Source organism: Microbacterium sp. TPD7012, assembly GCF_003075395.1.
GTDB lineage: Bacteria > Actinomycetota > Actinomycetes > Actinomycetales > Microbacteriaceae > Microbacterium.
The window spans coordinates 434,548-447,400 of the sequence record NZ_QDFV01000002.1 but is presented as its reverse complement, the minus strand read 5'-3'; the positions used below and the strand labels follow the sequence as shown (position 1 = coordinate 447,400).

At 69.7% G+C, this 12,853-nt stretch carries 12 protein-coding genes; 6 read left to right on the top strand and 6 right to left on the bottom strand.

All coding sequences use genetic code 11. The features are described from left to right. Positions 1 to 154: 154 nt before the first annotated feature. Together DC434_RS06130 and DC434_RS06125 are read right to left on the bottom strand one after the other, a co-directional pair. A complete protein-coding gene (locus DC434_RS06130; protein ID WP_116634397.1) occupies positions 155 to 757 on the bottom strand; it encodes a response regulator transcription factor in 603 nt (200 codons plus the stop codon). Then, complete coding sequence (locus tag DC434_RS06125) at positions 754 to 1,956, bottom strand: histidine kinase (RefSeq protein WP_243408835.1); 1,203 nt, start codon at positions 1,954 to 1,956, stop codon at positions 754 to 756. The genes DC434_RS06130 and DC434_RS06125 overlap by 4 nt, the downstream gene beginning before the upstream one ends. A 157-nt stretch (positions 1,957 to 2,113) precedes the next feature. On the opposite strand from DC434_RS06125, the gene DC434_RS06120 reads away from it, so the two are divergent. From DC434_RS06120 to DC434_RS06095, 6 genes are all read left to right on the top strand, one after another. After that, positions 2,114 to 2,656: a small multidrug efflux protein gene (locus DC434_RS06120; RefSeq protein ID WP_116634396.1), complete on the top strand. Its 543-nt coding sequence runs from the start codon at positions 2,114 to 2,116 to the stop codon at positions 2,654 to 2,656. Between the two features lie 297 nt (positions 2,657 to 2,953). Continuing rightward, the gene (locus DC434_RS06115; RefSeq protein ID WP_116634395.1) at positions 2,954 to 4,468 is read left to right on the top strand and encodes a sigma-70 family RNA polymerase sigma factor; all 1,515 of its coding nucleotides are present in this window, start codon (positions 2,954 to 2,956) and stop codon (positions 4,466 to 4,468) included. Positions 4,469 to 4,517: 49 nt separating this feature from the next. Further along, positions 4,518 to 4,853 carry a metalloregulator ArsR/SmtB family transcription factor gene (locus DC434_RS06110; protein ID WP_116634394.1) on the top strand — a complete coding sequence of 112 codons (336 nt, stop codon included), beginning with the start codon at positions 4,518 to 4,520 and terminating at the stop codon, positions 4,851 to 4,853. Continuing rightward, positions 4,853 to 5,533: a cation transporter gene (locus DC434_RS06105; protein WP_116634393.1), complete on the top strand. Its 681-nt coding sequence runs from the start codon at positions 4,853 to 4,855 to the stop codon at positions 5,531 to 5,533. Before DC434_RS06110 ends, DC434_RS06105 begins: the two co-directional genes overlap by 1 nt. 17 nt (positions 5,534 to 5,550) lie before the next feature. After that, positions 5,551 to 6,456 (top strand): SDR family NAD(P)-dependent oxidoreductase, encoded by a 906-nt coding sequence (locus tag DC434_RS06100; protein WP_116634392.1) that lies wholly within the window; start codon positions 5,551 to 5,553, stop codon positions 6,454 to 6,456. 33 nt (positions 6,457 to 6,489) lie between these two features. Continuing rightward, on the top strand, positions 6,490 to 7,395 hold the full coding sequence (locus tag DC434_RS06095; protein ID WP_116634391.1) for an arginase family protein: 906 nt from the start codon (positions 6,490 to 6,492) through the stop codon (positions 7,393 to 7,395). A gap of 148 nt (positions 7,396 to 7,543) precedes the next feature. On the opposite strand, the gene DC434_RS06090 is transcribed toward DC434_RS06095, so the two are convergent. The 4 genes from DC434_RS06090 to DC434_RS06075 all read right to left on the bottom strand — a co-directional run bounded on the left by DC434_RS06090 (position 7,544) and on the right by DC434_RS06075 (position 12,842). Next, on the bottom strand, positions 7,544 to 8,617 hold the full coding sequence (locus DC434_RS06090; protein ID WP_243408834.1) for a TerC family protein: 1,074 nt from the start codon (positions 8,615 to 8,617) through the stop codon (positions 7,544 to 7,546). A 225-nt stretch (positions 8,618 to 8,842) separates the two neighbouring features. Further along, positions 8,843 to 10,822, bottom strand: a complete 1,980-nt coding sequence (locus DC434_RS06085) for an alkaline phosphatase family protein (RefSeq protein WP_243408833.1) — start codon at positions 10,820 to 10,822, stop codon at positions 8,843 to 8,845. Between the two features lie 242 nt (positions 10,823 to 11,064). Next, complete coding sequence (locus tag DC434_RS06080; RefSeq protein WP_116634390.1) at positions 11,065 to 11,475, bottom strand: arsenate reductase ArsC; 411 nt, start codon at positions 11,473 to 11,475, stop codon at positions 11,065 to 11,067. 59 nt (positions 11,476 to 11,534) lie between these two features. Next, positions 11,535 to 12,842 (bottom strand): NAD(P)-binding domain-containing protein, encoded by a 1,308-nt coding sequence (locus tag DC434_RS06075; protein ID WP_116634389.1) that lies wholly within the window; start codon positions 12,840 to 12,842, stop codon positions 11,535 to 11,537. Positions 12,843 to 12,853: the final 11 nt, after the last annotated feature.

The window sequence follows — 12,853 nt, the reverse complement described above, 5'->3', positions numbered from 1 at the left end:
GCGATGACATCTCGATGGACGGCGCGCAGATGCGTGCGAGCGAGCGCGCCGTCAGGCGCGGCGGTCGCGGAACACGAGGGTGCGCCCCATCACGGGCGCGAAGCATATTGTTCCCATGGCCGACAGCCTAGCGACCTCCAGGACGCGGCTCCAGTCAGATCCAGCCGCGCTCCTCGGCGATCAGCACGGCCTGCTGTCGGGTGCCGACGTGCAGCTTTCCGAGGATCACCGAGATGTGGTTGCGGACCGTGCCCGGCGCGAGCGCGAGGGCACGGGCGATCTGTCCGGTCGTCTCCCCCCGCCGTCCGGCACGCAGCACGTCCAGCTCGCGATCGGTCAGCGGCGAGCGCTCGTCGCTCAGCGCATCCGCCGCGATCTCCGGGTCGACGTAGCGCGCGCCCGCTGCCACCCGCCGGATGACGGCCGCGACCTCGTCGGCACCGCGGGACTTGGGCAGGAACCCCGCGACGCCGGATGCCAGCGCGCGACGCAGCACGCCGGGCCGCGCGTGACGGGTGACGACGACGCAGCGCGTCGCGATCGCCCGATTCAGACGCTCGGCGACCTGCACGCCGTCGAGGCCCGGCATCTCGAGGTCGAGCAGGCAGACGTCGGGCTGCAGGCGCAGCGCCTCGGCGACCGCCTGCTCGCCGTCCTCGCACTCGGCGACGACCTCGATGTCCTCCTCCAGGCGCAGCAGCGCCGCGAGCGCCGACCGGATCATCCCCTCGTCGTCGGCGAGCAGCACGCGGATCATCGAGCCTCCTCCACGTTCGACGGCACGGTCACCACGACCACGAACTCCTCCGCGTCGGCGTGGATCTCGAGCGTGCCGTGCACGTCGTCGATCCGACGACGGACACCGTCCAGGCCGGAGCCGTCGTCACCGAACCGGGCGCCCTGCACCGCGTCGTTGGCGATCTCGTACCGCCAGGCATCCACCGTCCGGGTCAGGGCGAGACGCGCACGGCGTCCACCGCCGTGCCGCAGCACGTTCGTCGTCGTCTCCCGGATCACCGGCCCGAGAGCGGATGCCGGTGCGGCGGCGGCATCCGGATCGATCACCGCCTCGACCTCGAGGCCGGCGGCGCGCAGGAGGTCTCGGGCGTTGGCGAGCTCATCGCTCAGCGGGACGGACCGGTACCGGGTCGCGAGGTCCCTCGTGCCCTGGCGCGCCTCGTCGACGCTGACCCGCGCGGCACGGAGCTGTTCCATGCCGGCATCCGGATCGCGCGGCAGCAGCCGCTCCGCGAGCTCCAGCTGCAGCGCGATGACCTGGAGGTGGTGCCCCTGCAGGTCGTGCACATCGGTCGCCACGCGCAGCCGTTCCTGCGTCGCCGCGAGGCGCGCCTCCGATGCACGGGCGCGGTCCAGAGTCACCATGACGTCCCAGAACCACAGCGAGCTGACCGTCATGAACGGGAGCAGCGAGATCACGATCACCGGCAGCCACCGGGGAAGGAAGGCGTCGACGGATGCCGCCGCGGAATCGACGACGCTGAGTCCCACCAGCAGTAGGGTCGCCGCGAGGACGACCCGGAAGCGCACGCCGCTGGGCCAGTTCAAGAGCACGATCGACTGCGCGAGGGGCATGACGGCGAGCTGCCAGCTGTGACCGAGCAGCCCCACGACGAGCCCGAACGCCACGGCGGCGAGCAGCGGCAGCCACAGCCGCCCCCAGGGGACCCCCGGTCGCGCGTCGAGTCGGCGCCGATAGTCCAACAGCAGCAGGAGGGTCGAGGCCAACCACAGGAGTCCGCTGACCGCGGCGATGAGCAGCGCTATGCCGCTGAGGTCCGTCGCCCCGACGAAGGCGGTCGCGGTGGCGACGACCGTGAGTTCGATGAACAGCACGGCGCCCGCCGTGTACCACCAGGTGACCGTGACGCCGCGCGTCAGCGAGACCGCCCCCGGGGTCGGAACGGCGGGGGCGAGGGGCTCGATGCGGCTGCTCACGCTCTCACGATACGGGCGTGACAGATGTCACGGATACGACGTGCGATCCACCCGTGAAGCGGTGACGGCTCGGCACTGTCGTGTGCGGCCGGAGAACGGTGGACTGGATCCATCGCAACGGACACGCCGTTCGCACCGACAACCGGGAGCACACCCCATGAACCTCATCGAGATCTTCCAGAACTGGGTCGCCCAGGTCCCCGAGCTCGTGCAGCCGCTCATCGTCGCCCTCGCCGGCGCGATCCCCTTCATCGAGGGCGAGGGTGCCGCGAGCATCGGGATCATCGGCGGCATCCACCCGGTGATCGCCGCCGTCGCAGCCATCGTCGGCAACTTCGTGTGCGTCGCCGTACTGGTGCTGGCGAGCTCGGGTGCCCGCAGCGCGATCGTGAACCGCTCTCGTGTGAAGGAACCGGCCCTTGCAGGAGGAGGAGCGTCAGCCGCACCCGAGTCCGAGGCGCCGCACACCGATCGCAAGGCCGCCCGCCGGGAGAAGTTCCAGCGCGCGTTCGAGCGCTACGGCGTTCCCGGGGTCAGCCTTCTCGGACCGCTGCTGCTGCCGACCCACTTCACCGCCACGATGCTCGCCGCGGCCGGCGTCGGCAAGGCGCGCGTGCTGTTCTGGCAGGCGCTCGCGATCATCGGCTGGACGACGGCGGTCGCCGTGATCGTCGGCGGTGCGGTCTACGCCATCCGCTGATCCGAACAGCGCCTCCGACCGATTCGGCGGACTCGCGTCATGATTCGTCCGCCACGGGGTCTTGCCTATGACGGAGGTCCGGGCCTTTGGGGATATTGGCTCGCTCCGTCATCGGCCGCCCACCCCTCACACAGAGCGGCCAGAGGGTGGGATCCCTTCCCCGGGATCCCACCCTCTTTCTCCTGGTGCGGTGCTCGACTGTCGTCGTAACCCTCGCAAGTCGGCCACCCGGTCTGCGGTAATCTCTCAATCCCCCGACGCGACACCCGGACGTCGTGCGACGGAACACGAGGTCTCATGGAAAGCTCTGGCGCAGGCATCGCCGACGAGACCGACGCCGACCTCCTCCGGCGCAGCCGCGACGGCGACCGTCGTGCGTTCTCCGAGCTCTGGCGCCGACACGCTCCGACCGCCGTGGCCTATGCCCGCAGCCTCGGCGCCGCGCCGCCCGACCCCGAGGACGTCGTCTCGGATGCGTTCCTGAGCATCCTGCAGCTGGTGCGCACCGGCCGAGGACCGGAGGAGAGGTTCCGTCCCTATCTACTCACCACGGTGCGCAACACCTGGCTGACGGCCGCTCGGCGCGCGCCGACGACGGTTCCGCTCGACGCGGTCGAGGAGCCCCCCTCGGGCGTCGGTACGATCGACGTCGAGGCGATGATGAACTCCACGGCCCTCACCGAGGCCTTCTGCGCGCTTCCGGATCGTTGGCAGCATGCGCTCTGGCTCAGCGAGGTCGAACAGCTCCCCCCTCGCGAGATCGCCGATGTGCTCGGCATGAGGGCGAACGCCGTGGCCGCTCTGACGTACCGCGCCAGGGACGGGCTCCGGAAGGCGTGGATCGGCGCGCACCTCCGCCGTGCACCTGCCGGTTCCGACCATGTGCGCGTGATCGAGCTGCTCGGCGCCTACGTGCAGGGCGATCTGGGTCCGCGCCCGCAGAAGTTCGTCGCGGGGCACCTGGAATCGTGCGCCGACTGCCGCGCGGCGGCCGGTGAGGCGAGACACCTCGCGCGCGCCATCACGCTCGGCCCGCTCCTCGTCGGCGGCGCCGGACTCGTCATCGTCCCCGCGTACTTCGGGGCGGGGCAGGCCGCAGCGGCGATCGTTGCGGCCGCAGCGCCGACGGCGCCCGTGCTGTGGCCCGTCGCCGCCGCCGTGGCCGTGGCCCTCTCGGTGAGCGGCAGTCTGTTCCTGCGCACCCCGACCGAACCGGACGCGACCGCGGTGGATCTGCCGTCGGTCGCGCTGCCGGACGAGGCGGCATCCGCACCGCCTCTCGCTCCGTCTCCGGACCTCGCGCAGCCGAATCCCGCCACGTCCTCGACCGTGGGCATCCGCGAGATCGCCGCTCCGATCGCCGACGCTACGAGCACTCCGGCACCGGTGCCGACTCCCGTTCCGGTGCCGGCACCCGACGCCGCTCCGGCGCCCGTCGAAGAACCTCCGGCGTCACCCACGACCGCCCCCGTGACGGCGCCCGTGACCGCGTCGAGCGAGCACGATCCCCCACCGACGACCTCCCTCAGCCGATCGCGCTGGTGGTGGGTCGATGTCGCCGTGACTCCCGCCGATCTCATCGGATGCCCTCCGATCGCCACCGTGACCATCGGCGGGGTCGGCGGAACGACTGTCCTGGTCGTCATCGATGATCAGCGCAGCGGAGCGGTCGTGACCCTCGATTCCGACGGCGTCTGGACAGGAGAGATCGAGCTGCCGATGACCTCGGGGCAGCATGCGGTGTCGATCATCGATACCGGCCCGCGGGACGGAGATCCCGAGGTGCTCGCGCAGGGCACCGTCGACTACTGATCTCAATTCAGGCATTCCTGAATTCAGGTTCTGCTGTACGGTTGTCATCATGACCACGGCGACGGCATCTCTCACCCATACCGCGGCGGTGGCCCGTCTCGGCCACGCATTGTCCGATCCGACGCGTGCCGGCATCCTGCTCGCACTGCGGGCGACCGACCGCTACCCCGCCGAACTGGCCGATGATCTCGGCGTCTCCCGGCAGGTGATGTCCAACCACCTGGCCTGCCTTCGCGGATGCGGACTGATCGAGAGCGTCCCCGACGGCCGCCGGAGCAGCTATCGCCTCACGGACCCGCACCTCGCGCCGGCCCTCGACGAACTCGTGCGCGTCACCCTGATCGTCGAGCCGGACTGCTGCGACGGCGAAGGATGCAGCTGCTGATGTCGACGCTCACCGCGGACCGCCGCGCGACCCTCCATCGACGCATCCGACTCATCGTCGCGATCACGATCGCGTACAACCTCATCGAGGCGGTCGTGGCGATCGCCGCCGGGTCGATCGCCTCATCGGCGGCGCTCGTCGGGTTCGGCCTCGATTCGACCATCGAGGTCCTCTCTGCAGCGGCCGTCGCCTGGCAGTTCACGCGACGCGACCCGGAACGCTGGGAGAAGCCGACCCTGCGCGTGATCGCGATCGCCTTCTTCGCGCTCGCCGTCTACGTCACCGCGACCTCCGTGCTCGCCCTCGTCACGGCGGAACGACCGGAGCACAGCACGATCGGGATCGTCCTGACCGCCGTCAGCGTGGTGGTCATGCCCTTCCTGTCGTTCGCCGAGCGGCGAGCGGGTCGCGAGGCGGGATCCGCCACTGCCGTCGCCGACTCGAAGCAGACGCTGATCTGCACCTACCTGTCGGCCGCCGTGCTCGTCGGCCTCGTCGCGAACTCGCTGTTCGGCTGGTGGTGGGCGGATGCCGTGGCCGGGCTGGTCATCGCGGCCTTCGCGGTGCGCGAGGGCGTGGAGGCGTGGAGGGGCGACGCATGCGCGACCTCCGTCGGGATGATCTTCGACGACGAGCACGATGACCACGACCACGATCACCACGATCACCACGCGCACTGAGCATCTAGGTTGGGGAGATGGATGCTCCCCTGCCGCTGCGGCACGACCTCGACGGTCGCACGATCCTCGTCACCGGAGCCAACGCGGGAATCGGGTACTGGTGCGCCGAGCGCCTCGCCGCTCGCGGTGCGCGCGTGCTTCTGGGATGCCGATCGCCCGAGCGAGCGCAGACCGCGGTCGCGGCGATCACCGCCCGCGTCTCCGACGCGCAGCTGCGCATCGTCTCCGTCGATCTCGGCTCACTCGACAGCATCCGCAGCGCGGCAGCCGACGTCGATGAACGACTCGATGCGGTCATCTGCAACGCCGGTGTGAAGACCGCCCGCACGGATGCCCGGACGCACGACGGCTTCGACCTGATGATCGGCACCAACTTCCTCGGGCATTTCGCTCTGCTCGCCCAGCTCGCCCCGTTCTTCGCCGACGATGCCCGCGTGGTGGCGGTCGGCTCGATCGCGCATCGCTTCGCCCGGCTCGAGCCCGGCCGTCTCTCGGATCCCTGGCGCGGCTCTTCGCTGCGTCAGTACGGGCGTTCCAAGGCCGCGCTCATGGCGTTCGCCTTCGAGCTGGATCGGCGCTGGTCCGATACCGGGCGATCCGCCCTCTGCGCACATCCGGGGTACGCGGTCGATCCGCTCACCGCCCCGCGGCCCGGACTCGTCGAGGTGCCCGTGGTCGTGCGCGCTCTGGCCACCCTGAGCCGACCGTTCGTGCAGGGCAAGGACGACGGCGCCGCGCCGCTGATCCATGCGGCCACGGCCAGCGAGGCAGAGAGCGGCGACTACTGGGGTCCGGGAGGGGCGCTCGAGTTCCGCGGCGCACCCACCCGCGTGCGCGCCTCGGACGAGGTCCGATCGCCTGCCACCGGCGCCGCCCTCTGGGATGCTGCGGAGCAGCTGACCGGCGTGCGCTTCCCGACCTGAGCCGATGTCGGATGCCGCGGCCAGACTGGGGTCATGATCACTCTGCTGTCCGCCCCCAGCAACCTCGGTCTGCGGCCGCCTCAGCACGGAAGCGTGCCGGGCACGGCGAAGGCTCCGGAGGCGCTGCGCGAGGCAGGACTCCACACCCGCTTCGCCGAGCGCGGGGCGATCGACGGAGGGGTCGTGCTCTCCGCACGCTATGTCGATGACGACGACACCAGGGCCGCCGGGCATGTCCGCAATGAATCGGCGCTGGTCGAGCACTCCCGGCGCCTCGCCGCGCGCATCACCGACGTGCTCGCCGCGGAGAGCGCTCCGCTGGTGATCGGCGGCGACTGCGCCCTGCTGCTCGGCGCCGGCATGGCCTCGGCGCGACGAGGTCGCACCGGGCTGGTGCACGTCGACGGGCACACCGACTTCCGCCATCCGGGGAACAGCGACGAGAGTGCGAGCGTGGCCGGCGAGGCGCTGGCGGCCGCGATCGGGTACCACTGGCCCGCCATCGCGGACATCGACGGACTCTCCCCGTACTTCGCGGCTGCCCGCACCGCACACATCGGTCATCGCGATGACGACGAGGAACAGGAAGAGGTGCGCGCGCTCCTCGGACTCGTCACCCCCGCCGCCGATGTCATCAGACGGGGTGCGGCGGCCGTGGCGGCCGACTCCGCCGCGGTGGCCGGTCCCGACGGTTACTGGCTCCAGGTCGACGTCGACGTGCTCGATGCCTCAGTGATGCCGGCGGTCGACAGCCCGGATCCCGGCGGCCTGACCGCGGCGCAGCTCGCCGATCTCCTGCGGGAACTGGCACCTCGGGCCATCGGCGCGAGCATCACCGTGTTCGACCCCGACCTCGACCCAGACGGCCGCTACGCGCGACTGCTGGTCGACATCCTGGATGCCGGCCTGCGCGAACTCGGGTCGGGCATCCGCGGATGACGCGACAGCCCTGATCACGCCGGCGAGCGCGATGTTCCAGAGCAGATCACCCCTCAGCGGAAGCTCCCGAGGGGACCGAGCACGCCCGGTGGGAGCCGGGCGCTCATACTGTCAGGGTCTGAGGAAGGGGTGGAGCAGCGCGACGCGCTCACGAATTCTCCTTGTCGATGGCGGATGTCGAGGGAACGGCGATCCCGGCGGTGTCGGTGCTCTCCAGCGAGCTCAGCGCGCCCGAGGCATCGACCGTCTCTGCGACATCCGGGGATCGCCGCGTCTTGAGGAGGCTGGCGACCGTGGCGACGGTGATCGTCGCGGCGATGAACAGCAGCGAGAACCAGATCGGGATCTCGGGAGCCCAGAGCATCGGCTCGCCGCCGTTGATGAAGGGCAGCTCGTTCACGTGGAGGGCGTGCAGCACGAGCTTCACGCCGATGAACGCGAGGATGACCGCGAGCCCCTGGGCCAGGTAGACGAGGCGCTCGAGCAGGCCGCCGATGAGGAAGTACAGCTGACGCAGACCCATGAGCGCGAACGCGTTGGCCGTGAACACGATGTAGGCCTCGTCGGTGAGCCCGTAGATCGCCGGGATCGAGTCGACCGCGAACACGAGGTCGATGAAGCCGATCGCGATGATCGTGAGCAGCATCGGGGTGACGAAGCGCTTGCCGTTGTTCACGACGGTCAGCTTGTCCTCGTTGTACTCGTCGGTCACCGGGAGGTGCCGACGGACGAACGTCATGAAGCGGCCGTTGGCCGGGTTGCTCTCGTGGTTGCTGAAGGCCTGTCGGTACGCGAGGACCAGCAGCAGCGCGCCGAACAGGTAGAAGATCCATGAGAAGTTCTCGATGAGGGTCGCGCCGACGGCGATGAAGATACCGCGCAGGATCAGCGCGATGACGATGCCGATCATCAGCACCTTCTGCTGGTAGATCTTCGGCACGGCGAAGCCGGTCATCACGATGAGGAACACGAAGAGGTTGTCGATCGACAGCGCCTTCTCGGTCAGATACCCGGCGAAGTACTCCCCGCCGAAGGTCCACCCGGAGAAGACGCCGATCCCGACGCCGAAGAGCAGGGCGAGGCTGATGTAGAAGATCGACCAGCGGGCGGATTCCGCGATCGAGGGCTCGTGAGGCTTGCGCACGTGGGCGAAGAACTCGTACACGAAGAAGGCGATCGTGACCGCGATCGTGATGATCCAGATCAGAGGGGTGATTTCCAACAGGGGCTCCAGACTCGGCGTGACAAGCAGCGCCAAAGTCTTCTCCATTCCTGAGATCAGGAACCGGTGGCCCGGGATGCGACGTGCATCCGTAATGACGACCCGACCGTATCGGAGTACTCCCCTTGGGATCTCCAGGGTACAAGGAGGCCTGGATCATCCCTGTGGATCTGCCGACAACCGCGGGGCGGCGGGCGCAGCGCATGACGCCCCGCGGAGAGGCGGTCAGTTCAGGATGAACGTCACCGTCGCGCTGTTGCCCGCGACGTCCTGGACGACCAGGGTGTTCTCCCCCTGGACGGCACCGAAGACGCCGGGCTTCACGTGGTTGATGTCGGACCACGTGTTGTCGGAGAGGTCCTTCACCACCCCGTTGAGCGAGACCTGCGAGACCTTGCCCGCGTCGAAGAGCTTGAAACTGACGAGGTCGTAGACCCCCGCGGAGCCCGCGGTGAACGATGCCCCCTCCTTGACCGTCGCGGTCGGAGCGGTGGCATCGATCGTCACCGCGAAGACGCCGGTCTGCGCGATGTTGCCCGCGAGGTCCTCCGCGTTGTACTTCACCGTGTACGCACCGTCGGGCAGGGTCTGGGTCGTCTCGTGCACACCGCTCGTCGCACCGTCGATCGCCGACTGAGTGCTCTTGACGAGCGTGCCGTCCTTGTAGATGTTCGCGACGATGCGCTTCAGACCGATGTCGTCGGTCGCGTCGACGCGCAGCGTCAGCGCGGTCATCGGACCGGCAGTGGTCGGCGCGACGAGAGTCGCCACCGGCTTCGTGGTGTCGACCGGAGCAGCATCCTGGCCGAGGGCGACGCGATCGACCGCCCAGAACGCGCTGTTGGTCCCGGTGTAGTGGAATCGGAACTGCGCGGTCTGCGCGCCGGCAGGCACGTCGAAGACCAGACGCTCCTCGGCATTCGTGTTCGCCGTGTACGCCTTGAGCGACTGCGCCTCGCCGCCGTCGAAGCTGACGAGGACCTCGGCCGACTGCGGCCCGTCGATGAAGTAGTTGGTGGCATACGCCAGAGTCGCCGTGGAAGCGCCGGTCAGCGGGTAGGCGGGGCTGACGAGCGTCGAGTCGAAGGCGCCCGCCGCGTGCGCCTTGTCGTCCCACTCATCCGAGTCGGCCACGGCGAAGACGTCGCGGACGCGCACCGACGTCTCCCGACGCTGCCCCAGCTCGACGTTGGTCCAGAAGTCATCGGTGGCGAAGGACCAGCCGGCCCATTCCCTCACACCGCCGCAGGGCATGAGGGAGTTGTCGATGCTCCAGCCTTCCGGTGTCGCATGCGTCCAGCCGAGGACATCCGCTCCGGGGCGGGTCTCGTCCGCGCGGGTCTGCAGCGCTGGGCGCAGCGCGTCGAAGGCATCGGGCGCGAGGTCCGGTACGGCAGTGCCGTCGAGTGCCCAGGCCGGGTCAGCCGCGATGCCGACGGCGGAGAGGACGGTGGGGGCGACGTCGGTGATCTTGACGTCGTGACGCACACCGGGCTCGATGCCCGGTCCCGCCGCGATCACGAACACCTTGCGCTCAGCCGGGCTGCTTCCGCCGTGACCACCGGTCGGAGTGTGGCCGTGATCCGCCGTGACGACGATGGTCCACTCCTCCTCCGAGGGTCGGGCCTCGACCGCGGCGAGGATCTGGCCGATCTCGCCGTCCGCCTTCGCGAGTGCCTGTCCGTAGGCGGTGCCGTTCGTGCCCGTGCTGTGCCCTGCGCCGTCGACCTCGTCGAGGTGCACGAACACGTCGTCGGCGCCGCCCGCGATCGCCTCGACCGCCTTGGCCGTCGTGCCGACATCGTTGCCGCCCTGGATGCGCGAGTCCGCGGCCGGCCCGAAGACCGTGGTCGCGATCGGAGACCACGTCGCCACGACCGCCGTGGAGCGCTCCGGCTGTGCGGCTTCGATGCGCGTCAGGTAGTCGGGGTAGAGGTCGTACCGAGGTGCCGTGAAGTTGTTGTCGACGACGTTGTGCTTGTCGGGCCATACGCCCGTGGCGATGGTCGACCACCCCGGCCCGGAGATGGTGCCGGCCAGCGGCGTGCCGTACAGGTTGCTGGACGAGACCATGCCGCGCGCCATCAGCGCGTCGAGGTTCGGCATGTCCGCATCGTCGAGGAAGTCGAACGACGCACCGTCGATCCCGATCACGAGGGTCTTGACGGCGGCCGCGTCGGCGGCCGCCAGGGCGGGTGCGGCCACCAGCGGGGACAGGAGGCATGCGGCCGCAGTTGTCAGCACAACTGCGCGCTTGCGATACGAGGGCATTTGATCTCCGAGACGTTGGTTTCACGGGCATGGTGACGTCCATGCCCGGAGACAGTCTCGAACTCGGAGACCGCGCCGCCAACGGTTCGCGCGAAGATGTCAATACACGTTGAGGTGCCGTTCACTCTCGGGCGCGCAAATAGGTATCTATGTGCGTGAACGGACGAGCGCCGCCGTCAGTCGAGCAGCTCGCCCACCAACTGTTCGATGCGGCTGCGGATGTCGTCGCGTATCGGCCGCACCGCGTCGATGCCCTGGCCGGCAGGATCATCGAGCTTCCAGTCCTCGTAGCGCTTCCCGGGGAAGAACGGGCACGCGTCGCCGCACCCCATCGTGATCACGACATCGGATGCCTGGACGGCCTCGGTCGTGAGCACCTTCGGCTGCTCCGCGGTGATGTCGATGCCGAGTTCGGCCATCGCCTCCACGGCGATCGGGTTGATCTCGTCAGCTGGCATGGACCCCGCGGAGCGGACCTCGATGCGGTCGCCGGCGATGTCGCGGAGAAACCCCGCGGCCATCTGCGAGCGGCCGGCGTTGTGCACGCACACGAACAGGACGGAGGGGGTGGATGCGGCGTCGGGCATGGTGGCTCCTGTCTACGTTTCCAGTCTGACATTCATCGATGCGCGGGAGGCTGCTCGGATCAGCCGACCGCGACAGGGCGCGAGCCGATCTGCAGCACGGAGGGCGCAGGAGCGGCGCAGCATCCGCTCGCTCCCTCGTCGAAACCGCCCGCACCTCCGCAGACACCGGTGTCCGGCAGCACCAGCTCGTTGCGGGCCGCGGACTCGTGATCTCCGGCGAGGTGCGCGACGACGCTCCGCACCTGCTCGAAGCCTGTCAGGGCGAGGAAGGTCGGCGCGCGCCCGTAGGACTTCGCGCCGACGATGAACAGACCCTGCTCCGGCTGTGCGAGCTGACGCGCACCCGTCGCCGACACCGAACCGCACGAGTGGATGTTCGGATCGATCTCGGCGGCGATCCCCGCGACCGCCTCCAGTGCGGGATCGAGATCGATGCGCAGCTCCCGGAGCAGGTCGGAGTCGGGTCGGAATCCGGTGAGCGCGAACACGTGGGAGACGTCGGCGACCTCTCGCCCGTCGTCCGAGCGGATGCGGAGAGCGCCGTCCTGTGCCCGGAACTCGGCGACACGGAACCCGGTGACGACGTCGACCACGCCGGACTCGATCACGCGGCGAGCGCGCGCTCCGAGAGCCGCCCGCTCGGGGAGCTCGGCGCCGGAACCGCCTCCGAACACGTTCGTCGCGGTTCCCCGTCGCAGCAGCCAGGTCACCCGCGTACCCGGTGCGCGGCGTGCGAGCTCACTCAGTCGCAGCACCGCGTGCGTCGCGGAATGGCCGGCTCCGACCACGACCACGTGCGCGCCCGCGAAGGCGGCGACGTCGTCGGGGATCCGATAGGAGATGCGATCTGCCGAGGCCGGCTCGCCCAGCGCAGGGTAGCCGTCCGCACCCGCCGGGTTCGGCTGCCCCCACGTGCCGCTGGCGTCGATCACCGAACGTGCGAGGAGCCGGCTCTCGGTGCCGTCGGCATCTCGCGTGTGCACCACGAACGGCTGACTCCGACGTCCGCCGTCGACAACCTTGTCACGGCCATGGCGTGCGACGCCGGTGACGGTGACCCCGTAGCGGACCCGCTCACCCAGTGCGTCGGCCAGTGGGGCGAGGTATCCCTCGATCCACTCCGCGCCCGTCGGGTACCCGGCCGGCGGAGCCGACCACCCCGACGGCTCGAGCAGGCGCCGACCGGCCGCATCGGTGAGCTCCGGCCACGAGGAGAACAGCCGCACATGCCCCCATTCCGAGACCGCGGCCGCGGCGGCATCCCCGCGTTCGAGGACGACGGCGTCCAGCCCGCTTTCGGTCGCATGCGCCGCGGCGGCGAGGCCCTGCGGCCCCGCTCCGATGATCACGACGGGCAGTTCATCCATGACGTCTCCTC